This is a genomic window from Faecalibacterium sp. AF10-46 (assembly GCF_003604105.1).
GTDB classification, from domain to species: Bacteria; Bacillota; Clostridia; order Oscillospirales; family Ruminococcaceae; genus Faecalibacterium; species Faecalibacterium taiwanense.
In genome coordinates this window covers 25,937-51,376 of the sequence record NZ_QVGY01000010.1, presented here as the reverse complement: position 1 = coordinate 51,376, position 25,440 = coordinate 25,937, and the positions used below count along the sequence as shown (strand labels likewise).

General features: G+C 57.6%; 18 protein-coding genes. 7 read left to right on the top strand and 11 right to left on the bottom strand.

All coding sequences use genetic code 11. The features are described 5' to 3' along the window. The first annotated feature begins 444 nt into the window (after positions 1-444). The 4 genes from nifJ to DWV57_RS10840 all read left to right on the top strand — a co-directional run bounded on the left by nifJ (position 445) and on the right by DWV57_RS10840 (position 8,851). Entirely contained in the window at positions 445-3,990 is a 3,546-nt protein-coding gene (nifJ, locus tag DWV57_RS10860; protein ID WP_118529184.1) for a pyruvate:ferredoxin (flavodoxin) oxidoreductase, read from the top strand. Positions 3,991-5,041: 1,051 nt separating this feature from the next. Beyond that, a complete protein-coding gene (gene mgtE, locus DWV57_RS10850; protein WP_120020800.1) occupies positions 5,042-6,619 on the top strand; it encodes a magnesium transporter in 1,578 nt (525 codons plus the stop codon). A gap of 610 nt (positions 6,620-7,229) precedes the next feature. Then, positions 7,230-7,874, top strand: coding sequence for a rhomboid family intramembrane serine protease (locus DWV57_RS10845; RefSeq protein WP_044953336.1), 645 nt, complete (start codon positions 7,230-7,232; stop codon positions 7,872-7,874). Positions 7,875-7,885: 11 nt separating this feature from the next. After that, the gene (locus DWV57_RS10840; protein WP_120020799.1) at positions 7,886-8,851 is read left to right on the top strand and encodes a hypothetical protein; all 966 of its coding nucleotides are present in this window, start codon (positions 7,886-7,888) and stop codon (positions 8,849-8,851) included. A 51-nt stretch (positions 8,852-8,902) separates the two neighbouring features. Here the strand turns inward: DWV57_RS10840 and DWV57_RS10835 are convergent, their stop codons facing one another. The 3 genes from DWV57_RS10835 to DWV57_RS10825 form a co-directional block, all read right to left on the bottom strand. After that, positions 8,903-9,502: a twin-arginine translocation signal domain-containing protein gene (locus DWV57_RS10835; protein WP_120020798.1), complete on the bottom strand. Its 600-nt coding sequence runs from the start codon at positions 9,500-9,502 to the stop codon at positions 8,903-8,905. Positions 9,503-9,874: 372 nt separating this feature from the next. After that, on the bottom strand, positions 9,875-10,417 hold the full coding sequence (locus DWV57_RS14675; protein ID WP_097776800.1) for a twin-arginine translocation signal domain-containing protein: 543 nt from the start codon (positions 10,415-10,417) through the stop codon (positions 9,875-9,877). Positions 10,418-10,482: 65 nt separating this feature from the next. Continuing rightward, positions 10,483-11,001, bottom strand: coding sequence for a gamma carbonic anhydrase family protein (locus DWV57_RS10825; RefSeq protein WP_120020797.1), 519 nt, complete (start codon positions 10,999-11,001; stop codon positions 10,483-10,485). 153 nt (positions 11,002-11,154) lie between these two features. On the opposite strand from DWV57_RS10825, the gene DWV57_RS10820 reads away from it, so the two are divergent. Next, on the top strand, positions 11,155-12,438 hold the full coding sequence (locus tag DWV57_RS10820; RefSeq protein ID WP_120020796.1) for a serine hydrolase: 1,284 nt from the start codon (positions 11,155-11,157) through the stop codon (positions 12,436-12,438). A 102-nt stretch (positions 12,439-12,540) separates the two neighbouring features. Here DWV57_RS10820 and DWV57_RS10815 read toward each other — a convergent pair whose 3' ends face one another. From DWV57_RS10815 to DWV57_RS10780, 8 genes are all read right to left on the bottom strand, one after another. Then, a complete protein-coding gene (locus tag DWV57_RS10815; protein WP_097774114.1) occupies positions 12,541-12,894 on the bottom strand; it encodes a PqqD family protein in 354 nt (117 codons plus the stop codon). Next, positions 12,894-14,783 carry an oligopeptide transporter, OPT family gene (locus DWV57_RS10810; protein ID WP_120020795.1) on the bottom strand — a complete coding sequence of 630 codons (1,890 nt, stop codon included), beginning with the start codon at positions 14,781-14,783 and terminating at the stop codon, positions 12,894-12,896. The genes DWV57_RS10815 and DWV57_RS10810 overlap by 1 nt, the downstream gene beginning before the upstream one ends. 286 nt (positions 14,784-15,069) lie before the next feature. Further along, the gene (locus tag DWV57_RS10805) at positions 15,070-15,837 is read right to left on the bottom strand and encodes a biotin--[acetyl-CoA-carboxylase] ligase (RefSeq protein ID WP_120020794.1); all 768 of its coding nucleotides are present in this window, start codon (positions 15,835-15,837) and stop codon (positions 15,070-15,072) included. Then, on the bottom strand, positions 15,834-16,325 hold the full coding sequence (locus DWV57_RS10800; RefSeq protein WP_120020793.1) for a metallophosphoesterase: 492 nt from the start codon (positions 16,323-16,325) through the stop codon (positions 15,834-15,836). Before DWV57_RS10800 ends, DWV57_RS10805 begins: the two co-directional genes overlap by 4 nt. A gap of 40 nt (positions 16,326-16,365) precedes the next feature. After that, the gene (gene rsmI / locus DWV57_RS10795) at positions 16,366-17,223 is read right to left on the bottom strand and encodes a 16S rRNA (cytidine(1402)-2'-O)-methyltransferase (protein ID WP_120020792.1); all 858 of its coding nucleotides are present in this window, start codon (positions 17,221-17,223) and stop codon (positions 16,366-16,368) included. A 3-nt stretch (positions 17,224-17,226) separates the two neighbouring features. Then, a complete protein-coding gene (locus DWV57_RS10790; protein ID WP_243112350.1) occupies positions 17,227-17,901 on the bottom strand; it encodes a methyltransferase domain-containing protein in 675 nt (224 codons plus the stop codon). Positions 17,902-18,042: 141 nt separating this feature from the next. Further along, positions 18,043-18,210: a 4Fe-4S binding protein gene (locus DWV57_RS10785; protein WP_005937576.1), complete on the bottom strand. Its 168-nt coding sequence runs from the start codon at positions 18,208-18,210 to the stop codon at positions 18,043-18,045. A 285-nt stretch (positions 18,211-18,495) separates the two neighbouring features. Further along, positions 18,496-19,449, bottom strand: coding sequence for a stage 0 sporulation family protein (locus DWV57_RS10780; protein ID WP_120020790.1), 954 nt, complete (start codon positions 19,447-19,449; stop codon positions 18,496-18,498). A 413-nt stretch (positions 19,450-19,862) separates the two neighbouring features. On the opposite strand from DWV57_RS10780, the gene DWV57_RS10770 reads away from it, so the two are divergent. Next, complete coding sequence (locus tag DWV57_RS10770) at positions 19,863-23,807, top strand: efflux RND transporter permease subunit (protein ID WP_120020788.1); 3,945 nt, start codon at positions 19,863-19,865, stop codon at positions 23,805-23,807. A 459-nt stretch (positions 23,808-24,266) separates the two neighbouring features. Then, a complete protein-coding gene (locus DWV57_RS10765) occupies positions 24,267-25,340 on the top strand; it encodes an aldose epimerase family protein (protein ID WP_120020787.1) in 1,074 nt (357 codons plus the stop codon). The last annotated feature ends 100 nt before the right edge of the window (positions 25,341-25,440 follow it).

Here is a 25,440-nt window from a genome sequence, read left to right as displayed (position 1 = left end):
TCTCTTTGCCAAGGCCTCTCCCTTTGACAGATTTCCCCCGGTCGGGGGAAGATGTCGCGCAAGCGACAGAAAGGGGAACGAGGTGGATGCGAACGCAGTGAGCAGACGGAGAGGGCGAGGACGCTGCCCTTGTGCTCCAAACGCATTTTCACGGGAGGGGAAATTCCTCTTTTTGCGAAAAAAATCACAGGATCTGGCAAAGCAGGCAGGCCAAAACCGGAAAATCCGCGCCATTGCTCACTTTAACGAACTAAAGACGTACAAAAGCGCTAAAAAAATTTCTTTATTTTTGGTGCGTTTGTTGAGCGGTTTGCGTTTACTTTATGGGCGGAATTTGCTATTATAGTATACAAGCAATAGTGCCTTTATGGGGTTCTCCGGTCCCATGTGGGGCATATTGCCCCGCGCAAAAGGTACCAAATTCTGAATAATGGAGGAAGAAAAATGCCTAGAGCAAAGCAAACTATGGATGGCAATACCGCTGCCGCCCATGTAGCGTATGCCTACACGGACGTGGCTGCCATCTACCCCATTACCCCGTCTTCTCCGATGGCTGACTCTGTGGACCAGTGGTCCGCAGCTGGCCAGAAGAACATCTTCGGCAATCAGGTCAAGGTCGTCGAGATGGAATCTGAGGCCGGCGCTGCTGGCGCTGTGCACGGCTCTCTGGGTGCAGGTGCTGTTACCACCACCTTCACCGCTTCTCAGGGCCTGCTGCTGATGATCCCCAACATGTACAAGATCGCTGCTGAGCAGCTGCCCTGCGTGTTCGATGTTTCTGCACGTACCGTTGCTACCCAGTCCCTGAACATCTTTGGTGATCACAGCGACGTTATGGCATGCCGTCAGACCGGCTTTGCAATGCTGGTCGAGAGCAGCGTGCAGGAAGTCATGGATCTGTCCCCTGTCGCACATCTGTGCGCCATCGAGGGCAAGGTTCCCTTCCTGAACTTCTTCGATGGCTTCCGTACTTCTCATGAGTACCAGAAGATCGAGAAGTGGGATTACGCCGATCTGAAGGAAATGTGCAATATGGAGGCTGTGGAGGAGTTCCGTAAGAAGGCTCTGAACCCCGAGAACCCCAAGATGCGCGGCTCCCACGAGAACGGCGACGTGTTCTTCCAGCATCGTGAAGCATGCAACAGCGTTTACAACGCTCTGCCTGCTGTTGTTGAGAAGTACATGGCCAAGATCAACGCAAAGCTGGGCACCAACTACGATCTGTTCAACTACTACGGCGCACCCGATGCTGACCGTGTGATCGTGGCTATGGGCTCCATCTGCGACGTTGCTGATGAGGTCATCGACTACCTGAACGCCAAGGGCGAGAAGGTCGGTATTGTCAAGGTCCGCCTGTACCGTCCCTGGGTCTCTGCTTCCCTGCTGAAGGTCCTGCCCAAGACCGCCAAGAAGGTGGCTGTGCTGGACCGCACCAAGGAGCCCGGCTCTCTGGGCGAGCCCCTGTACCTGGATGTTGCCGCTACCCTGCGTGAGGCTGGCCTGAACGATGTCGTTCTGACCGGCGGCCGTTACGGTCTGGGCAGCAAGGATACCCCGCCGTCCTCCATCTTTGCTCTGTTCAAGGAGCTGGAGAAGGATCAGCCCAAGGAGCGCTTCACTCTGGGTATCACCGATGATGTCACCTTCCTGTCTCTGCCGGAAGTCAAGCCCGCTCCCATCACCGCAGCTGCTGGCACCAAGGAGTGCAAGTTCTGGGGTCTGGGCGGCGACGGTACTGTCGGTGCTAACAAGAACTCCGTCAAGATCATCGGCGACCATACCGACAAGTATGTTCAGGCATACTTCCAGTATGACTCCAAGAAGACCGGCGGCGTGACCATCAGCCATCTGCGTTTCGGCGACAAGCCCATCCGCAGCCCCTACTACATCAACCAGGCTGACTTCGTGGCCTGCCACAACCCCGCTTACATCCACATGGGCATGAAGATGGTCCAGGATGTCAAGCCCGGCGGCGTGTTCATGATCAACTGCCAGTGGTCCGATGAGGAGCTGGGCCAGCACCTGAACGCCGAGGCAAAGAAGTATATTGCTGACAACAACATCCAGCTGTATACCATCAATGCAATCGATAAGGCTATCGAGATCGGCATGGGCAAGCGCACCAACACCATCCTGCAGTCTGCATTCTTCAAGCTGGCTGACGTCATGCCCATCGAGGATGCCGTCAACTTCATGAAGCAGGCAGCTCAGAAGAGCTACGGCAAGAAGGGCCAGGACGTCGTTGAGATGAACTGGAAGGCTATCGATGCAGGCGTTGACGCCATCCACAAGGTGGACGTGCCCGCATCCTGGTCCAACCCCGAGGCTGATCCCGCACCCAAGGCTCTCACCGGCCGTCCGGAACTGGTCAAGCAGATCCGCGAGGTCATGGAGCCCATTGCCCGTATGGACGGCGACAGCCTGCCTGTCTCTTCCTTCGTGGCAAATGCAAACGGCGAGTGGGAGCAGGGCGCTTCTGCATACGAGAAGCGCGGCACCGCTGTCAACGTCCCCGAGTGGGATGCTGCAAAGTGCGTTGGCTGTAACCAGTGTGCATTCGTCTGCTCTCATGCTACCATCCGTCCCTTCCAGCTGACCGCCGACGAGCTGGCAGCTGCTCCTGCACAGACCAAGAGCCGCGACAACAAGCCCGCAAACGAGTACAAGTTTGTCATGGCTGTGTCTCCTCTGGACTGCATGGGCTGCGGCGAGTGCGTCACCGTCTGCCCCACCAAGGCTATCACCATGGTGCCGCAGGACAGCCAGGCCGATCAGCAGGCAGTGTTCGACTACTGCGTGGCCAACATCTCCAAGAAGCCTTCCAAGTTTGCTGACGATACCGTCATCGGTTCTCAGTTCAACCAGCCGCTGCTGGAGTTCTCTGGCTCCTGCGCAGGCTGTGCTGAGACTTCTTACGCTCGCCTGATCACTCAGCTGTTCGGCGAGAAGATGTACATCTCCAACGCTACCGGCTGCTCCTCCATCTGGGGCGGCACCGCTTCCATCTCTCCGTACACCGTCAACAAGGACAGCGGCCATGGTCCTGCATGGTGCAACTCCCTGTTCGAGGATAACGCAGAGCATGGTCTGGGCCTGTACATCGGCCAGAAGACCATCCGCGAGAACCTGATCAAGGAGATCGCAGAGGTTGCTGGTTCCGACAAGGCTTCTGCTGAGCTGAAGGCTGCTTACGAGCAGTTCATCGCAACCAAGAACAACACCAAGGCCAACGACGAGCCCGCAAAGGCCCTGATCGCTGAGCTGGAGAAGGCTGCTGCTGCCGGCTGCGAGAAGTCTGCAGAGATCCTGAAGAGCAAGCAGTACATCGCCAAGAAGTCCGTCTGGATCTTCGGTGGTGACGGCTGGGCATACGACATCGGCTTCGGTGGTCTGGACCACGTTCTGGCTTCCGGCGAGGATGTCAACGTGATGGTCTTCGATACTGAGATGTACTCCAACACCGGTGGACAGGCATCCAAGGCTTCCAACATTGGTGAAGTCTGCCAGTTCGCTGCTGCTGGTAAGGAAATCAGCAAGAAGAGCCTGTCCGAGATCGCTATGACCTACGGTTACATCTATGTTGCTCAGATCGCACTGGGTGCTAACCCGGCTCAGGCTGTCAAGGCCATCGCTGAGGCTGAGGCTTACCCCGGCCCGTCTCTGATCATCGGCTACGCTCCCTGCGAGCTGCACGGTGTCAAGGGCGGCATGACCAACTGCCAGAACGAGATGAAGAAGGCAGTTGAGGCCGGTTACTGGAACCTGTTCACCTTCAACCCGGCAAACAAGGCTCAGGGCAAGAATCCGTTCACCCTGACCTCCAAGGCTGTGGATAACGAGAAGTATCAGGCACTGCTGGCTAACGAGACCCGTTACAGCCGCCTGACTCGTGCATTCCCCGACCGTGCTAAGGAGCTGTTCGCACGCAACCAGGAAGTTGCAAACGACCGCTACGAGCACCTGACCCGTCTGGTCGACCTGTACAAGTAAGCATTCTTCTGCGCTTTGGATGCAGATATTTGCGGCACCTTAGCCCCACAATGCAAGAGGGCGGCTGCCCCGTACCGGCGGTTACTGCGCAATGCAGCGGTACGAAGCGGAGAAACGCATCCATCCATGCAGGTGATGTGCTGAAGTACAGCATCTACCGAACGAGTTCTATCTGATTTCACTTCCCGGGCGGTGCTTTGTTCCGTGCGGAGCACTGCTGCGGGATATGAGATACCAAAGCGCCCGCGAGGGTCCTTGAAAGTACACCCCGCGTGTGTCAGGAGTATAAGGTCTGCGTTGCAGATACCTTGCTCCGCCTGCTGCATAAGACCTGCTTTGCAGGGATTTTGCCGCAGTAAAAAACGAATATCGTTTTTAGCGCCCCGTTCACCGCAAGGTGACCGGGGCGTATTTTTGTGCACGGAAATCGAACGTCAACCGAAAAAGCCTATCACAAAACTTCCATAAATTGCCATTCCCTTTTTACAGTTTCTTCATAGCTTCTTAACGAATTCAATTGTGAAAGCTGTTATACTTTTGCCATGGGAAGCGGGGCCGCAACCGCTTACCCAAGTAACATGATTCCTCCTCACACCAAGGCAATATCCAAGCAAAACACCCTTTTTCGTGTGCCGCAACACGGAAGAGGGTGTTTTGTTTTGCAAAATTCTGGTAAATCGGTGGTTTAGGGTTGACCCCGTTTTTTTGCGGCGCTATAATAAAAATGAATATGGAAACTTGGAGGTGAACGCAGGAAAATGGACCCGGATCATAGTCGAAGTAGAACCACCGGCGCGGTGGATCAGAAAACAAAAACAACTGCGTTTTCCCCAACCGTTCGCCTCCTTCGCTGAGTCCTGCGGAAAAGCACCGCTTCAACGGTGTCGCTTTTCGCAAAACAGAGCAGAGGAAGGCGCGGCTTTGTGTGCGCAGAATGCGGCGTTTGCGGCATTCCGGCAGGCAAGGCGGCGCGTTTTTTGTTTCCCGATCTGCTGCGTCCTCCGGATACAGGAGCTGCTCCTGTTCCGTAAAAACTGAGGAGGTACGCCCAATGGATATGGAAGAAAAAAAGCTGACGGCTGATGCTGCGGAGCAGGCGCTGCCGGTGCAGGAGCTGCCTGCTGATATCCCCGCCGAGGTCCGCCAGAAGCTGGCTGAAGATCTGAACGAGGAAGCTACTGAAGACCTCAAGCAGGACATGCGCGAGGCCGAAAAAGAGGAGGCCAACGACGAAGAGGTCAAGGCCAACCCTGAGATGCTCACCAAGAGCCGCCTGCTCAAGCTGCTGATCAAGAAGCAGTATGTCAAGCTGCGCGAAGTGACCGAGGAAGAGCAGCCTGCCGACTTGGCCGAGCTGCTGGAAGAGCTGGACGAAAACAACCGCCTTGTGGTGTTCCGCCTGCTCAAAAAGGAAGTGGCCACCGAGGCCTTTGCCTATATGTCCGACGAAGCCCGCGACGATCTGGTGAACGCCTTCTCAGATGTGGAGCTTGTGGGCGCTATTGAAGAGATGAGTCTGGACGATGCCGCCGACCTGCTGGAGGATATGCCGGCAGGCGTGGTGAAGCGGGTGCTGGAAAAATCCTCCAAGCAGACCCGTGAGAGCCTGAACAAGCTGCTGAACTACCCCGAAAGCTCTGCCGGCAGCCTGATGACCCCCGAATATGTCCGTCTGCGCGAGGATATGACCGTGGCGCAGGCTTTTGAAGCCATCCGCAAGCAGGGCGAAAACGCAGAGACCGTGTACACCTGCTACGTGGTGGAGCGCAACCGCCTGAAGGGCGTTGTTTCTGCCCGAAGTCTGCTGCTGTCAGAGCCGCATACTTCCATCACCGAGATCATGGATGATAACGTGGTCACTGTGAAAGTGACCGACGATCAGGAGTACGTGGCCCGTGAGATGCAGCGCTACGACTTTACCGCCATGCCTGTTCTGGACAACGAGGGCATGTTCGTGGGTATCATCACCATCGACGATGCAATCGACGTTCTGACCGACGAGAGCACCGAGGATATGCAGAAGATGGCTGCTATTCTGCCGGACGACGATGCCACCACCTACTTCGGCACCAGCGTCTGGACCCACGCAAAGCAGCGCATTCCATGGCTGCTGATCCTGATGCTGTCCGCCACCTTTACCGGCATGGTCACCACCCACTATGAAGAGGCCTTTGTCAGCCTGCCGCTGCTGGTCTCCTTCATGCCCATGCTGATGGATACCGCCGGCAACTGCGGCAACCAGATCAGCACCCTGATGGTGCGTGGTCTGGCTCTGGGCGAGGTGGAGCCCAGCGACTTCCTGCAGGTGCTGGGCAAGGAGCTGCGGGTGTCTGCCATTGTGGGCGCGGTGCTGGGCATCGTGAACGGCTTGCGCATCTACCTGATGTACACCTTCCTGTTCCCCGGCCAGTACGCCAACGTGATGGGCTATGCCATCGTGGTCAGCGTATCGCTGTTCTTCAGCGTCATTCTGGCAAAGATGGTGGGCGGTATGCTGCCGCTGGCAGCCAAGAAGCTGGGTGCAGACCCGGCCATCATGGCTACCCCCTTCATCACTACCATCGTGGACGCTTGCAGCCTGATCCTGTATTTCCAGATCGCACAGCTGGTGTTCCACAATATGATGTAAACAATAGAGCAATGCCGGACGGTCTTGAAGTGACTGCCCGGCATTGCTTTTTCCGGTGTGGAAAACTGCATGTTTCCCCGCCTTTTCCACACAGAAAAACGGCAGCGGCCCGGTGTTGAAAACTTGTGACCGGTTCATTCCAGATTGGAGAAAAATAAATCGCCGCTCAGGAACGGTTTGTAGAATGCAAAGAAAATCCTTCGACTTTCTTTTTTATAAAAGGCAGAATGCCCGCATTTTTGCCCAAAACTTACCAGAAAGCTGCGGCCTGAATTACGGTGTGTATAGGGCTGATGCCCTTTTGTTGTGGAAAACCCGGTGGAAAAAGTGGAAAACCTCATGGAAAACTTGCCCTTTTCTTCACAAAAACGGTGGAAAACCCGGTGGAAAAAGTGAAAAGTTCATTCCAGACAGGAAAATCCATACACTTTCCGGTTGTGCTTTTGTGCCGCAAGATCCGCTTGACAGCTGTATTTTTGGGCGGAAGATGCGGCGGTTTTCCACACTGTGGCATTACCTTGAATGCCCCGGCCAATCATGGTACAATAACAGCAGAAAAATGCGGCAAAACTCACCGATATCGGAATACAATGCGTTGGAGGCACCCTATATGAACAATTGGCTCAACCAGCTGGAGCGCAAATACGGCCGCTTCGGCATCCCGAACCTGACCAACATTCTGGTGGGCGGGCAGATCCTTGTGCTGGCCATCGAGCTGTTTGTCAACCAGACCGTCAGTGTCTGGCTGGCACTCAGCCGCTATTTTCTGCTGCGCGGCCAGATCTGGCGCATCATCACCTTTGCGTTCATCCCCTCTTACGGCGGCAGCATCCTCAGCGCGGTGCTGGGCATCTATTTCACATGGTTCATCGGCACAGCGCTGGAACAGGAGTGGGGCGATTTCCGCTATACGGTGTATCTGCTCTCCGGGATGCTAGGCACTGTGCTGGCCTGCCTGCTCACCGGCGTGACCGGCAGCACCTACTGCCTGTCCCTTTCGCTGCTGCTGGCCTTTGCCATGCTGTACCCGGAAGTACAGGTGCTGCTGTTCTTTGTCATCCCCATCCGGGTAAAATACTTTGGCTTTTTTGCGGCAGCACTGTGGGTGCTCAGCTTTCTGGGCGCGCCGCTGCCGCAAAAGCTGAGCCTGCTGCTCAGCATGGCGAACGTCTGGCTGTTCTTTGGCCCGATGGCCTATCGTTCCGTCCGCGCATGGGTACGCCGTGAGCAGTGGAAGCGGAGAAACAGAAGGTAAGGAGAAACACCATGATGCTGGACCGCATGGAGGGCAATGCAGAACTGAAAAGCAGCGTGCAGCTGATGCTGGCAGCCCGCCGCCTGACCCACAGCGTGCTGCTGGTGGGTGAAGAGGGCCTTGGAGCCGGTTTTGCGGCCCGCTGCATTGCGGCAGATTATCTTTACCCTGCAGGCGGAGCGCCCGCTGAGGCCCTTCTGCGGGGCGAATGCTGCCGTGCTGTGGGTAAGCCCGGCGACCGCGACAGCGGCCATGTGGAGACCGGCATCGTGCGTGAAGCAATCAGCGTTGCCGGTATGGGCGCAGGCGGAAAATATCTGGTCAGTCAGGTCAAGGCTATGCGCAGCGAGATCTTCAACACCAGCCTTTCGGCCGAGGGCCGTGCCGTGCTGCTCTACCATGTGGAAAAGATGAACGAGGAATCCGCCAATGCCCTGCTGAAGGTGATGGAAGAGCCGCCGGAGGGGGTGCTGTTCCTGCTTACGGCGGATTCGCTGGCAGGTGTGCTGCCCACCATCCGCAGCCGCTGCGTCAGCTTTGCAGTGGCTCCTGTCTCGCCGGAGCAGTGCGCCCGCTACTGCGCCGCACAGGGGGTGGACAAAAAGACGGCCGCGCTGTACAGCGAACTGTTCGACGGGCACATTGGTACGGTGCTTGCCGCCGCACAGGACGAAGCCCGCACCGCGCAGGTGGAAAAGGCCCTGCAGCTGGCAAAGGCCGCTGCCGACCGTGACAGCTATGCCGCAGCCTGCCTGCTGGCCGCCTACGAAAAGGACAAGGCCGGAGCCGCCGCCCTGCTGACGGACTTCCGTACGGTGGCCGCTGCGGGCCTGCGGCAAAGCCCCCACGCACCGGTGCAGGGCATTGCCGCCCAGCGTGCCCTGCGGCTGGCCGAAGCCGCCATCCAGCGCCTTGGCGCGCAGGTGAACCCTAAAATTGTGCTCAGCGTGTTTGCGGCAAAGTTCAGAGCGTTGTAAATAAAAACTCCCCTGAAAGGCTTTTTACGGCATTTCAGGGGAGTTTTGCTGTCAGGAAACGGTAGAGGAAGGGTCGCCGATCAGGCCGTTAAAAGTAAAGGTGGCCGTTTTCTGATTAAATTTACCCAGCGTGATAGTTATGGCTCCTGTATAGAATTTATCGATAGAAGAGGTAGTGACGGGGCCGATGTCGATGAAAAGAATAACGGTTCTGGACTGGCCTGCAGGAACAGTAAGAGACTGGTTGAATACATAGGCGGTTTTGCTGCTGTTCAGACCTTTGTATCCAAGACCACATACCTTACCAGTGCCGCCAGCGGCATGGTTGAAAGCAAAGTTGCTGATGTTGACAGTGACAGCACTGGTGCCGCTGCCATTATCCAGTTTGAAGCCGGTGTAGAAATAGTTGTGGCGGGTATCAGATTCATAGATGGAGCTGGAAGTCCACTGCCCGCTCAAGGGGCCGATATCTGCGGTAAAAGAGCCAAAATTAGCGAAATCGCTATTATCGATGGGAGGGGCAACCAGATTTTCGGGAGTGGAAGCATACGCTCCATCGCCGCAGCCAACCAGCATACTGCCGGCGGCAGCGACCAGTGCGGCGGCACCAGTGGCCTTTAAAAAAGTACGGCGAGTGATCAGTTCAGACATAAAAATCTCTCCTTTGATTGCAGGAAATCATAAAATACAAAAGCTGATGCAAACAGAAACTCCCTCCGGCGCTTGCGGTACACCGGAGGGAGTTTCTGTTTGGGGTATTGCTTTGGTGTGAGGAGGAATCATGTGCGGAAAGACGGTTGCGGCCCCGCCTCCCCGCAGGATATAGTATACCCGATTTTAAGTGAAAAGTCATTACATTTCTGTGAAAAAACATCCCGCAATGAACTTTTTACAAAATTCTCCCAATGATAAAAACCAAACAGCGCGGTGTACAAAAATTCTGGTATTCCAGAATGCGGCAGACTGTCACTTTCACTATAGTAGATAAGGTGCAAAGTGTCAATCTGAATCGCAGTTTTTCCCTTATGCCTTTTCTACTTCGCCCACCACCAGCTCACCGGTCTCGGAGGAGTAGCTGCCGGTCACCTTCTGGTGGCCGCTGGTAAAGGTGAGGCTGACAGTATGAACCTGCTTGAACCAGCTGTTGTAGGCACTCTCGCTGATGCGGTAGATCAGCACAAAGGTCTTTTCTTCGTTCGGCTGCAATTCGTAGTCCTTCTGGGTCCACCAGCTGTCGCCGCTGGCGTTGTCCGCAAAGCCAAAGTAGATGGGCGATGCAGCAGAATGGTCGATCTCAGCCGGGAAGTTGTCGGCGGTCAGGGTGACGGCACGGCTGCTGACGTTTTTCAGGGTGACAACCACCTTGACCACATGGATGGTGCCGTATTCCTGCGTGCCAAGGATCGTGCGGTTTGCGCTTCCGCTTACGTATCCGATGCCGTTCACAGTGCCGGGGATGTCAATGCTGCCTGTGCCGCCGCAGGCGGTCAGGGTGCCGGTGAGCCCTGCCGCAAGCAGTGCTGCGCCGGAAAGCTTAAGGAATGCGCGTCTTGAAAGATTTTTCATGTTTTTTACCTCCTGCCCCCAAAACAAGGGCTTTTTGTACAGTATACCATGGCTAAAAACGGGGGTCAATCCATTTTGCACTGTGCTGCGTGCACTCTGCCGTGCTCCACATAGTGGGCGGCGTTGTGCAGGTTGGCCTCGATCTGTGCGGGGCTCACCTGCTTGATGACCTTTGCGGGCACGCCCACGGCCACCGAGCCGTCCGGGATCACCATGCCCTCCGGCACCAGCGCACCCGCGCCGATGATGCAGTTTTTGCCCACGACGCAGTGGTTGAGCAGGGTGGCGTGCATCCCGATGAGGCTGCCGTCCCCTACCGTGCACCCGTGCACAAGGGCACTGTGGCCCACGGTGACGTTTTTGCCCAGCATTACAGCACCGCCCACATCACAGTGCAGCACGGCATTATCCTGCACGTTGGAGTTTTCGCCAATGGTCAAAGTGCCGTCGTCGCCGCGCAGCACGGCCCCGTACCACACCGTGGAACCGGCTTTCAGGATCACATCGCCCTGCACGGTGGCGTTGGGCGCAACGAACGCAGCTCCCTCATTGCGGGGAACTTTTCCACAAAAGGACAGAAACATTGTTAAAAACCGCCTTTCTCTCTTTCTCTTTTGGCTGGTTTATGGTATTCTTTAAAGTAGTATAGCAAGCCAGAGCCTTTCCGGCAAGTAGGAGCTGTTTCAAAACAAAAATTTTTGCCGTGCGTCGGCAAGCAGATACAAGGGGGCACGCTCATGTTCAAAAACACCATCTTCCGCCGCATGACGGCGCTGGTGCTCACGCTGGCACTGGCCGCTGCTGCTGCACTGCCGGGCCTTGCGGTATACCCCATGCCCATCCAGACCGCCAGCGAGACCGAGGCGGTGTACCTGTTCAACGCCGACACCGGCAAGACCATCCTGAACCAGAATGCTGACCAGCAGCAGTATGTTGCCAGCCTGACCAAGCTCATGACGGCCCTGCTGCTGCTGGAAAGCGGCAAGGATCTGAACGGTGAAGTGACCGTGCCCACCGCCCTGACCCAGGAGTTCCGGGATATCCAGAACGCCAACGGCACCACTATGGGCCTGCGCATCGGCGAGACGGTGCGCCGCATCGACCTGCTGAACGCCATGCTCATCGTCAGCGCCAACGACGCCGCCAGCGTCATTGCCTACGATGTGGGCGGCAGCGTGCTGGATTTCGTCAAGCAGATGAACGCCCGTGCCCAGGAGCTGGGCTGCACCGGCACGAACTTTACCTGTGCCCACGGCCTGTTTGACTACGGCAACGTGTCCACCGCGCAGGATCTGGCAAAGATCGCCGCCGCCTGTGCGGCAAACCAGACCTTTGCACAGGTGGCGGGCACCGCCAGCTATGTCCTGCCGGCCACTAACCTCCGCAAGGCTGAGCGCACCATCAGCAGCTCCAACAGCCTGATGAACAGCGAGAGCGCCAACTACCGGGAGTATGTCCGGTGGGTCAAGGGCGGCTTTACCACGCTGGCAGGCCGCTGCATCGTGGCCTTTGCGGAAAAGGACGGCCACACCTACGGGCTGGTGATCCTTGGCTGCGATACGCCGGACCACCTCTTTGCCGAGTGCGATGATCTGTTCGACTGGGCCTTTGCCAGCTTTGCGGACCGTCCGCTGGTGGACACCCAGACCGAGCTCACCACCGTGGCGCTGACCAAGTGCCGCACCGAACCGGCGGTGGCGCTGTATGCCGCTGCGCCGGTCAGCGGCTACGGCCACGCAGACGATATCGTTACCTACTCCTTCGACCTGCCGGAGAGCATTGCGGCCACCGTCAAGAGCGGCAGTGTGGTGGGTACAGCCACCGTGTATCTGGACGGCGATGAAGTGGGCACGGTAGACCTTGTGACCCACAAGGAGTATGTCTCCGATTTCCGCACCGACACCAAAGCCACAGCGCTTCTGTTGTGTGCACTGCTGTTCATCCTCGCTGCATTAACGGCGGTCACTCTTGCCGCGGGCGGTGGCTCGCTGAACCTTAAAAGGAGAAAGCGCCGCAGATAAAATGCCGTGGCCGCAGATGCGGTAGATTGGAGCAGTAAAAAAGAATAAGAAAAGCGGCGCTCAGTGCCTTGCAACAGGCTCTGAGCGCCGCTTCTTTTGCGCTTATTGGTTGAGGAACTTGATAAAGTGGTAAGATTCCACGATCTGGAAATACTTGATGATGCGCGGGTACAGCGGTTCAGCTTTTTCACCAAACTGCTGCTTCATGCAGTCAGCAAGCTGTGCAACGGTCTTCTGGCCGTCGATCAGCGGCCAGAGATAGCTGCCGGTCTCGTCCAGATGCACCTGTGTGGTGCGCGGTTTATGAAACACTTTTTGCGCGATCGTATTGAACACACCGGTGTTCTCCACCTCAAGGGTGATAAGGCCGGTGGCTTCGTCTGTGTGCCAGCGCAGGGTTTCCGCCCGCTGCGGAATAAGGTCCAGATAGTTGATGGACTGCTTTTTCTTACTCATCAGTTCTTCTTTTTCTTCATGGAGAAGGCCAGCAGGCATGCGATCATCACGATCATCAGGACCACGCCGCCAATGTTGCCCAGATCAATGCTCAGGGCAGTGCTGATGCCAAACACGGCAAACACAGCCAGCAGGATGCCCACAAGGCCCTCGCCTGCGATCATACCGGCGCAGAACAGGGTGCCGTTGGTGGTCTGCTCTTCCTTGGTGGCAGCGTCAACGTTCTTGCGGCTGTCCATGAACCAGCGCACAGCACCACCGATCATGATGGAGGTGTTCAGGTAGATGGGCAGATACAGGCCGATGGCGAACGGCATCACAGGGATGCGCAGGATCTCCAGGGCAATGGCAAGGAACACACCGGTGAACACCAGGTTCCAGGGCAGGTTGCCGCCCATGATGCCCTCAACGATCATCTTCATCAGGGTAGCCTGCGGTGCGGGGACCTCAGCACCACCGTAGCCCCATGCGCTGTCCAGCAGGTACAGCACACCGCCGATGGCCAGACCGGCAGCAACAACGCCGATCAGCTCGCCGATCTGCTGCTTGACCGGGGTCGCGCCCAGCAGGTAGCCGGTCTTCAGGTCCTGAGAGGTATCTGCAGCAATGGCAGCGCAGATGCAGATGACAGATGCGATTGCCATGGAGCCGATCATGCCCTCGATGCCAACGTTGCCGGTGGCCTTCAGGATCATGGTAGCGATCAGCAGGGTGGCAATGGTCATGCCGGAGACCGGGTTGTTGGAGCTGCCGATCATGCCGACCATACGTGCAGAGACGGTGGAGAAGAAGAAGCCGAAGATGACGATCAGCAGAGCACCCAGCGGGCTGACGGGGATTGCCGGAGCCAGCCAGATGATGAGGATGATGAGCAGGATGCCGCCCAGAATAAAGGGCATGGGCATGTCCTTCTCGGTACGGGAGGTGCCGGAAGCACTGCCGCCCTTCATGCTCTTCATGGCATCACGGAAGGTGGATGCGATCAGAGGCAGGCTCTTGATCAGCGAGATGATACCGCCGGTAGCAATGGCGCCTGCGCCGATATACTTGACGTAGTTGGACCAGATAGCGTCTGCACCGCCTGCTGCATACAGATCAGCAATGGTGGTGCCGGCTGCTGCCGGGTACAGGGAGATGTTTGCGCCGAACAGGCAGATCAGCGGGATAATGACCATCCAGCCCACCAGAGAACCGGTGAACATGTAGGAAGCGGTCTTGGGGCCGACGATGTAGCCCACGCCCAGCAGAGCGGGGTACACTTCCATGCCCAGAGCACCCTTGAAGGAACTGAAGGCCACGGCAATGTCGGCGGGGATCATCTTCAGGCCGTCCACGATGAACTTGAAGATGGCTGCCAGACCCATGCCGGAGAACACGGTGGAGGCGTTTGCACCGCCCTCTTCACCGGCCAGCAGAACGTCTGCACAGGCGGTGCCTTCCGGGTACAGCAGGGTGGCGTGTTCCTTGACGATCAGGGCGTTGCGCAGGGGCACCATGAACAGAACGCCCAGAATGCCGCCGCACAGGGCGATCAGGGTGATCTCCAGGATGCTGGGCTTGTCGCACAGGCCCTCTTTTGCCCACAGGAACAGTGCGGGCATGGTGAAGATGGCACCGGCGGCCAGGCTCTCGCCTGCGGAACCGATGGTCTGCACCATGTTGCTCTCCAGAATGGAGTTCTTTTTGAGCAGGACGCGGATCACGCCCATAGAGATGACTGCTGCCGGAATGGAGGCAGAAACAGTCATGCCGACGCGCAGGCCCAGATAGGCATTTGCAGCGCCAAAGACCACAGACAGGATGATGCCCATGATCACAGAGGTCGCCGTCATTTCCGCGGTGATCTTTTCCGCAGGAATATACGGCTTGAAGGATTCTTGATCTTTCATGCTTGCTCTCCTTGCGACAGCACAAGTGCCTTGCTTTTTGGGGCATGGCGCTTGTGCTGTCCGTTTTCCTATTTCCTAAAACACGCGCATCCTATCCAACAAAGGATACGCTGGCACGTACTCTATTATACTAAAGTATGGCTGAATTGGCAACTGGAAATGTACACAACAAATTCACAAAAAGTTCGTGAATTCAAGCGTTTTGCGGAAAAATCGAGCAAAAATGTGCAAAGAAACTCCATGCAGACTTAAAACTGTCTGCGTGGAGCGTACAGTTCTATAAAACTCAGACGGCCCCGTAGATGCCGTGCACCGATACTTCGCCGGTAAAAACGTGCACTTCGCCGCTGTCGGTGCGCACCACCAGACGGCCCTCTTCGTCCACATCGACAGCTTCACCGGCACCCTGCCCGCCGTCCGGCAGGTCAAAAGTGACCCGGCGGCCCAGATTGACGCAGGCGGCTTTGTATTCCTCCCGGAAGGGTGCAAAGCCATCGCGGGCAAACACATACATGTTGCGGTCAAAGCCAAAGTCGGTCAGGCCCTCGGCCAGCCATGCGGGGTCGGTGGAAAGATCCACCTTTGCGCCCTGCAGCGCCAGCGAGGTGCCGTTGGGCAGACCGGCGGCATCAAAGTAGCTCTGCGGCTGGGCCAGATTGATGCCGATGCCGCACAAAATGCCCCTGCCCTGCTGCTGGTAGCCGTAGCTCACGCTCTCGCACAGGATGCCCACGGCCTTTTTGCCATTGAGCAGAAGGTCGTTGGGCCACTTGATCTGGCAGTCCACGCCGTAGCGCAGCTTGAGCTGGGTGCGCACGGCAAGGCTTGCCAGCAGCGGCAGGGTGGCAGGCTGGGCCAGCGGTTCCCGGATGGCTGCTGTATAATACAGGGCCTTGCCCTCGGCGTTCACCCAGCTGCGGCCCAGCCGTCCGCGGCCGGCGGTCTGGTTCTCGGTATACACCGCGCCCACCGGGCCGAACTCCTCAAAATGTTCTTTGGCGTAAGCGTTGGTGCTGCCGCATTCCGGCAGATAGCGCACCTCATTGATGCTCATTGTTTGGGTACCTCTTTGTGTTCGTATGTGATCACTTTGCCTTCGTCCAGCGTCAGGATGCCGTAGGTGTCCGGCCCGGTGTAACACCGGCCGCAGGAGCCGGGGTTGAACAGGAACACCCCGCTGCGGGCCTCTGCATGGGGGATGTGGGTGTGGCCGAACAGGGCCACCTCGGCACCCCGGGCAGATGCGGCATCTGCCAGCGTATCCAGATCGTATTTTACACCGTACATATGACCGTGGGTGTAAAAGATCACCACGCCGTCAAAGGCGGCAAGGCCGTCGGTGGGTTCCAGTGCGCCGTAATCGCAGTTGCCCGCCACCGAGTAGGCCCGCAGCTTGGGGTACTGCGTCAGAGCCAGTTCCAGATCCCGCAGGCCGTCGCCCAGAAAAATCAGGGCATCGATGCTTTTGCTCTCTTTCATCAGCACGCGCTCAATGGCGGCACGTCCGCCGTGGCTGTCGCTCAAAACCAGAAGTTTTGTCACAAAAGGGGTCCTCCTCTATTACCATTTACCTGAGATGCTGTCATTCACCAGCCTGCTGGCCCTGTTGCAATACCAGCAGCTGCTTGTACACTTCGCTTTTAGAATAAGGTGTACCCTGTGCCGCCGCCTTGGCTGCGGCGGTGGGGCCAAAGCCCTGCCCGGTCAGCTCCAGCGCCCGATGCGCTGCCTGCTCCAGTGTCAGCTTCTGCTCCGGGTCGGCGGTCTCCGGCGCACCGGCCATCACCAGCACATACTCGCCGCGCGGCTCGTTGGTCTTGTAGTGCTCCACCGCCTCGCCGAGGGTAGTCTTCCAGATATCCTCGTGCAGCTTTGTCAGCTCCCGGCACAGGGTGATGCTGCGGTCTGCGCCAAAGGCATTGGCCAGATCGTCCAGCGTGGTGCGCAGCTTGTGGGGCGCTTCGTAAAAGATGGTGGTGCGCTTTTCCTGCAAAAGCTCAGCCAGCCGCTCTTTTTTCTGCTTGCGGTTCACGGGCAGAAAGCCCTCAAACACCCAGCGGGAGGTGTCCTGCCCGGACACGGCCAGCGCGGTGACGCAGGCAGAGGCCGCCGGCACCGGCACCACTTTGATGCCCCGGGCCAGTGCGTCCCGCACGATCACCTCGCCCGGGTCGGAGACGCAGGGCATGCCGGCATCACTGCACAGGGCGCAGCTCTCGCCTGCCTCAATGCGGCGCAGGATGCCCTCACCCTTCTGCAGGGCGTGCTCATAGTAGCTGACCATGGGCTTTTTCAGGCCCAGAAAGTTCAGCAGCTTCATGGTCACACGGGTGTCCTCGGCGGCAATAAAGTCTGCCGCGCCAAAGGTGGCCGCTACGCGCGGCGGCATATCGTCCAGATTGCCGATGGGCGTTGCCACGATATAAAGAGTTCCTGCCATAGTTTACCTCCCATATAACGCCGCACCGGCGCTGATCAACACATCCGGCTCCACCCGCAGGCCGGTCTTGCGGTTCTTTTGCGCTTCCACAAGGAAGAGCCATGGCGCGCCGTCCGCCTTGTTCTTTACAAAGGCCAGCCGCTTCGGCTCCAGCCGGTTGGCCCGCAGCACCGCCAGCACCTCCGCCAGCCGTTCCGGCCGGTGGCACAGCGCAAAGCGCCCGCCGTCCTTCAAAAGGCGGAACGCACACTGGCACACATCGTCCAGCGTGCAGGTGTTCTCGTGCCGGGCAAGGGCGTGGGCTGCATTCCGGCTCTGAGGCCCATCCGTGAAATAGGGCGGATTGCACGCACACACGTCAAAACTGCCCTCGCCCTGCCGGAAAGCGCGCAGGTCGGCACAGACAGGCTCAATGTGCCCGATGTCCTGCTCCTGCACCGCAGCGGAAAGCAGGGCGCTGCCCTCGGGCTGCAGCTCCAGCCCTATGCAGGGGCCGCGGTGGCCGCGGTCGTGCCATTCCAGCGCCACGATGCCGCAGCCGGAGCACAGGTCTGCGGCCTTCTGGGCACGCTTTGGCTCACAGAAACGGGCCAGCAGCAGCGCGTCGGAGCCGAAACGATGCTCCGGCGAGCAATAAACCATAGTTCTATTATACAAGACTTCGGTAGAATGTTCCATAGATAAGTGTGCCGTACCCTCTCAAAAAAATGCGTGGAATTGCTCGGGGAATTTGTGCGAATTACTGCAAAACAAAAAAGCAGCAGACCTGCTTTGGACAGGCCTGCTGCTTTTGATGCGTTTTTTGTGCAGCTGCTAAAATTATTCAGCAGTGATAGCACCGGTGGGGCAAGCACCCTCGCAAGCGCCGCAGTCGATGCAAGCGTCTGCGTTCACAGAAGCAACACCATCAACGGTGATAGCGCCAACCGGGCAAGCGCCCTCGCAAGCGCCGCAGCCAACACATGCGTCAGAAACCTTGTGTGCCATAATAAACTCTCCTTTTTATCTCCGTGCCCGAAGTATGTATGAAGAGTCATGTATGGCACGGCTGTGCATGTCTCTCCGGAAATCATATCCTTGCCTGCATTTTAACAAAGCAGGTGAGAAAAGGCAAGACTAACCGTGACCCGAAAAACACAAAAGTCTGTTTTTTGTTGGGTTGCACAAAAGCACAGGCTAACTTATGGCCAAATTTGCAGGAGTTTTTTGGCAAAAATCACGAAGAACAGTTAGTTTTGGCAGACTAACCCCTCAGAGCCGCCGGCGCGGCCCTCACTCCTTTTCGGCAGCGCGCTTCCGGGCGCAGCCACCGCCCGCGCAGCGCTTTTCGCCATCGTCGGAGGAAGCCACCACCGGGGCCGGGTTGCGCACGCCGGAGTAATCGTCGTCCGGGTCCGGGCGGCGGGGCGCACGCTTGCCGCCGCTGATATATTCGCACACGCCCACCTTATAGTAACGGGGCGAAAGGCTCTCGGTGCCGCAGCGCACCCGCAGGTAGCCGGAGACCGGGTTCACCTCCAGCACGGTGCCAAGACCGTCCGGCGTGCGCACGGTGCTGCCCACCATGGGCATGATGCTGTTCAGGTACTCGTAGGCGCTCTCCTCATAGGCAAGGCAGCACATCAGGCGGCCGCAGGCACCGCTGATCTTGGTGGGGTTCAGCGAAAGGCCCTGCTCCTTGGCCATCTTGATGGAGACAGGCTGGAAGTCCTTTAAAAAGCGGCTGCAGCAGAAGGGCTGGCCGCAGATGCCAAGGCCGCCGATCATCTTGCTCTCGTCCCGCACGCCGATCTGGCGCAGCTCGATGCGGGTGTGGAAGATACCGGCCAGATCCTTGACCAGCTCGCGGAAGTCCACGCGGCCATCGGCGGTAAAGTAGAACATGATCTTGGAGCGGTCTAGGGTATACTCGGCCTCCACAAGCTTCATTTCCAGGCCGTGGCGGGCAATGCACTCCTGACAGGTGCGGTAGGCGCGCTTTTCGTCCTCACGGTTCTGGCGCATCCGGCGGATATCCACGCTGTCGGCCATGCGGGTAATGGGCTTGAGGGCCTTGGGCACTGCCGCATCGGCGATCTCCCTCACGCCCTGCACCACCTCGCCGCACTCAATGCCGCGGGCGGTCTCCACGATCACGTATTCGCCGGTTTTGATGTCGGCCCCGGCGGGATCAAAATAATAGCTTTTGCCGTTCTCTTTGAAACGGACGGAAATGACTTTTTTCATAGTGTTCCTCGTTTTTATCGGTCGAATCTATAGGATAAGGCCCGAAAAAGAGCCTGCTGATCCATTCTGTACTCTAGTATAACATATTCAAATGCACATTTCCACGCAAAAAACAAAAAGCGGCTCTGGCGCTTCAGCAGAAAAATTTTAAAAAGGTGCAACAATCTGCCCGGCTGCCGCGTATCCATAAAGGAAGACTGACCGAATTTGGTCGCACCCGCAGCCGAAAAATGGAAAAATGGAACGGCAAATGTTAAAATCTTGCGAAAGTATCTAAAGAATCGCAAAAGAATCCCACCCCGCTCTTGCAAGGCGGGGGCTTGCGTGTATAATAAAAATGTTGAAGTGTAGCCTTTCCCGCAGGGAAAGCAGCTGTCCTGCTTTGCGGCAAGGCAGAGAAACGGTAGGAGAAAATGGAAAAATTCAGTGTCAAAAAGCCGTTTACGGTGCTGGTTGCAGTGGTCATGATCCTGATTCTGGGCTTTGTGGCGGTCACAAAGATGGATACGAACTTGCTGCCCAACGTGAACACACCGTATCTGATGGTGGTCACCGTGTATCCCGGCGCAAGCCCGGAGCGTGTGGAGAGCGAGGTCTCGGATGTGCTGCAGAACTCGCTCACAGTGCCGGGCGTGTCCAAGATCACCGCAACATCGGCAGAAAACTACAGCCTGCTGCTGATGGAGTTTGCCGAGGATACGGATATGAACAGCGCGCTGGTCAAGGTGTCCAACAAGCTGGATCAGGCCAAAAGCGACCTGCCCAGCACCTGCCTGACCCCCTCCATCATTGAGTACAGCCTGAACATGAACGCTTTCATGACGGTGGCTGTCAGCCGCGAAGGTGCCGACCAGTACGAGCTTTCTGAGTTTATCCAGAACACCCTTGTGCCGGAAGTGCAGCGCAAGGGCGGTGTGTCCAGCGTTTCGTCCAGCGGTCTGGTGGAAAAGCTGGTGCAGGTGCAGCTCAATCAGGATAAGATCGACGGAATCAACGCAAAGCTGCTGGAACTGATCGATACCCAGCTGGCTGCAGCCCGCTCCCAGCTGGAAAGCGCCGAGGCGCAGATCACCGCCGGACGCAAGGAATACGAAAAGCAGCTGAAAAACTTTGGCAATACGGTGTCCAACTCGGTCATGAGCCAGATGAGCACCGAGGTGGGTGCCGCAGTGGAAACGGTGCGCGCGCAGGCGCAGGCTCTTCTGGAGAGCGTGAACAGCCTGATCGCTGTGGTCAAGGAGCCTGAGATCCAGCAGGCCCTGATCGAGGTGCGCGACGGTCTGCAGAAGGTCATGGACAAGTTCAACGAGACCGGTATGCGAGATATCGACTCTCTGATCGATATTGTGGCTGAGCTGCGCACCATTACCGATAAGCTCACTACCGCCCTGCAGAAGCTGCAGGAGCGCGTGAACACCGAGACCGGCTCCGAAGGTAGCACCGCAGAGGATCTTGCCAATGAGATGCAGCTGCAGGAAAGCCTGAATGTGGTCTATAACACGCTGGAAAGCACTATCAAGGCCATGGACAATGTGCCCCAGCTGATGACCGAGTTCTCCGGCGCACTGGGCAGCTTCTCCCAGCAGCAGCTCAACGCCTATATGCAGTTCACCGAAGCGCGTGAAATGCTGAACGAGTACGAAAAGCAGCTGGAGGCCGCCAAGGCAGAGTACGAGACGGCCAAGACCAACGCTCTGGCACAGGCCGATGTGACAAAGCAGCTGGACATTGAAACGCTGGCGCAGCTCATCTATGCCCAGAACTTCTCCATGCCGGCCGGTTACGTGCAGGATAAGGACGGCGAGTCCTGGCTGCTGAAAGTCGGCGAAGAGTACGACAGTGTGAAGGATATCAGCGGTGCCCTGCTGCTGCATGTGGAGGGCTACGGCGACGTGCGCCTTTCTGATGTGGCGGATGTGGAGGTCATTGATAACTCCGCCGACAGCTACACCCGCCTGAACGGCGAAAAGGCATCCATCCTCAAAATCTATAAGAATGCGACTTCCAGCGCAGGCGAGGTCTCCGACAACTGCCTGACCGCATTTAAAGAGCTGGAAAAACAATACGACGGCCTGCACATGGTGGTGCTGTCCAATCAGGGCAACTACATCACCATCGTCATCAACAGCATCCTCACCAGCATGGTGGTGGGCGCTGCACTGGCCATCATCGTGCTGGCCATCTTCCTGAAGGATATCAAGCCCACCCTCGTGGTCGGCATCAGCATCCCGCTGTCCGTTCTGTTCGCGGTGGTGCTCATGTACTTTACCGGGCTGGACCTGAACGTGATGACCCTGGCCGGCCTTTCCCTCGGCATTGGTATGCTGGTGGATAACTCGGTGGTCGTCATTGAGAACGTCTACCGTCTGCGCAGCCGCGGCGTGCCTGCGGCCCGCGCTGCCGTGCAGGGCACAAAACAGGTGGGCATGTCGGTGGTGGCCTCCACCCTCACCTCGGTGTGCGTGTTCCTGCCGGTGGTGTTCTCGGCCAGCATTGTGCGCAGCCTGATGATGCCCATGTCTCTGTGCATCGGTTACTGCCTGATGGCCTCCCTCATCGTGGCGCTCACGGTGGTCCCGGCGGCATCCTCTACCGTGCTGAAAAAAGCTGAACCCAAGCGCCTTGCCTGGTTTGAAAAGGTGCAGGAAAAGTATGCCCATAGTCTGGAATGGTGCCTGCAGCACCGTGCCCTGCCCCTGATCGCGGCGGTGGTGCTGCTGGTGTTCAGCGGCTGGCAGGTGCTGAACATGGGCGTGGAGCTGCTGCCCAGCATCACCAGCAACGAGGCGCAGATCACCCTGTCCACCGCTGACGGCCTGACCAAGGAGGAATCCTATGCCATTGCGGGTCAGGTGGCACAGGCGGCCCTGAATGTGGAAAATGTGGAAGAGGTGGGCATCACCCTCGACACCAGCATGGCCGGTCTGGATATCAGCCAGCTGGGCCTGCCCACTGCCATCACTGATATCCTGAACTCCGCCAATGCCTACGGCAGATACAAGATCAACGTCATGATGAGCGAGAGCCTTTCCTCCCGTGAGGTGGAAAAGACCCGGCAGGCCATGGAGGATGCAGTGTCCCAGATCGAGAACTGCACCGCTGAGGTCAAGCTGTACGGCATGACCGATGATCTGACCAGCCAGCTGGCCACCGGCCTGTCGGTCAAGGTCTACGGCAAGGATCCGGAAACGCTGACCACCGTTTCCGAGAAGGTAATGGAGATCGTCAACGATACCGAGGGCTTTGCCAATGCGGACAACGGCCTTGGCAGCGGCGATGCCACCATCATTCTGAAGGTGGACCGCGACAAGGTGCGCGCCTACGGCCTGACCGTTGCGCAGGTATACCAGCAGATCGCGGCAAAGCTCACCACCACCGCCACGGCCCAGACCCCCGTCACGGTGAACGGCACCACCATGGATGTCCAGATCACCAATAATCTGGACCCCGTCACCAAGGAAAACATGATGGAGCTTACCTTTGAGACCACCGAAATGTCGGCAGACGGCACAGTGACCAATGGTACCTGCACCCTGAACGATATCGCCAGCTGGACCACCGGCACCGCACCGGATGCCATTACCAGCGAGAACCAGACCGAGTATGTCACTGTGACGGCGGATACGCTGGATGGCTACAACACCATGGTGCAGTCCCGCGTGCTGCAGAAGAAGCTGGACGAGTACGCAGCCAGCGGCGAGATGCCGGAGAGCTGCAGCATCACGCTGGGCGGCGAGACCGAGAGCACCGACTACATGGTGAACGAAATGGTGCAGTGGATGGCTCTGGCCCTGCCCTTTGTATATCTGGTCATGGTGGCACAGTTCCAGAGCCTGCTGTCCCCCTTCATCGTGCTGTTCACGGTGCCGCTGGCCTTTACCGGCGGCCTGCTGGGCCTGCTGATCACCGGCCAGCAGCTCACCATGATCTCCTTGATGGGCTTCATCGTGCTGATGGGCACGGTTGTCAACAACGGCATCGTGTTCGTGGACTATGCAAACCAGCTGCGCATTGGCGGCATGGAGCGCCGCGCTGCGCTGGTGGCTACCGGCAAGACCCGTATGCGCCCCATCCTCATGACCACCCTGACCACCGTGCTGGCCATGCTGCAGCTGGTGTTCAGCGGCGATATGGCAAGCCAGCTGATGAGCGGCATGGCCATCGTCATCATCTGCGGCCTGAGCTACGCCACCCTGATGACCCTGTATATCGTTCCGGTGCTGTACGATATCCTGTTCAAGAAGCCGCCGCTCAACGTGGATGTTGGCAGCGACGATGATCTGGACGACATCCCGGACGATGCAGCCGAGTTCATTGCGGCGCAGAAGTCTGCGGGCACGGCACAGCCGGAAGACTGACGACAGCATGACGATTTAGAATGCGCGCCGCTTTGCTTTGCGTATCATCAGCGGAAGAATTATTTATAATAGAGCAATGCCGGGCGGTCTGCGGACCGCCCGGCATTGCGTTTTCACGGGAAAGGCCGTAACGGCAAACGGCATGTGCTGACGCTGGCTCCCTGCGGGAGCATTCGCGTCAGCATGAAAACATGCTGTTGCCCTTACGTTTCGTCGCGCAGCGACTCAAAATCGGCGTAACACAAAAAATCATTTAGCGGAGCGGCTTGGATTTTTTTGTGTTACATGCCTCGCCACCTGAATAATTTCAACAAAAAATAGCTGGAAAAATTGGATGCAAATTCTAAAATCGGTTCCCCACAAAGATATAAAACTGTGATATAATCATAAATAAGATAGAATACAGTGGAAGTCTGCCTGACTGTATGTCCGAGTAAAATCTGAGGAGGCGAATGCCCAATGGCACAGATCCGCTCCAAGCCCTTCGGTGTGACCAAACAGGGCGCAAATGTTACAGAGTACATCCTTTCCAATCCCGGCGGCCTGACGGTGAGCGTTCTGGACTACGGATGCATCATTAAAAACATCATCGTTCCGGCCAAGAACGGCCCGGTGGATGTCGTGCTGGGCCACGACACCATGGCAGATTATGAGGATGACTTCACGTCCTCCAGCAGCACCTGCTGCGGCGCGTTCGTAGGCCGCTATGCCAACCGCATCGAGAATGCCACCTTCAGCGTGGGCGGCAAGACCTACCAGCTGGAAGCCAACAACGGCCCCAACCATCTGCACGGCTGCTTTTCGCGCAAGCTGTACCGGGTAAAATCCTTTGGCGATACCCTGCTCATGGAGGCTGAAAGCCCGGACGGCGAGGACGGCTTCCCCGGCAGCCTGAAGCTGGCGGTGCGCTATACCCTCACCGAGGACAATGCCTTCCGCATGGATTACCGCGTCTCTTCGGATGCGGATACCATCGTGAACCTCACGAACCACAGCTACTTCAACCTGAACGGTGAGGGCGATATTCTGGGCCAGAAGCTGCGCATCTATGCCTCCAACTATCTGGAAGGCAACAATCAGACCTGCCCCACCGGTGCCATTCTGCCGGTGGCAAACACCCCCATGGATTTTACCGAGGGAAAGCTCATTGGCCGGGATATCGATACCGGCTTTGCCCAGACCACCATGGTGGGCGGTGGCTACGACCACTGCTTTGTGATCGACCGCGCCCGCGGCTCCAGCCAGAGCATCTGCGCATGGGTCACCAGTGAAAAGACCGGCATCAGCATGAAGCTGTACACCACCCAGCCGGGCATCCAGTTGTACACCGGAAACTTTTTGCAGGACTGCCCCACCCCCGGCAAGGGCGGCGTGCCCATGCAGAAGTACGGCGGCTTTGCGCTGGAGACCCAGCATTACCCCTGCAGCCCTTCCCACCCGGAGTTCCCCACCACGGTGCTGCGGGCAGGCAAGGTGTTCCGCGCCACCACCACCCTGCGCTTCTTCACCGGCAAGCAGTGCGGAAAATTGTAAAAAATGATGTACCACACAAAAACGTCTGCTCCGGCAGGCGTTTTTTGCGTGGCAGGAGGAAAACTCCCCCAGTCGCCTACGGCGACAACCCTCTCCGAGG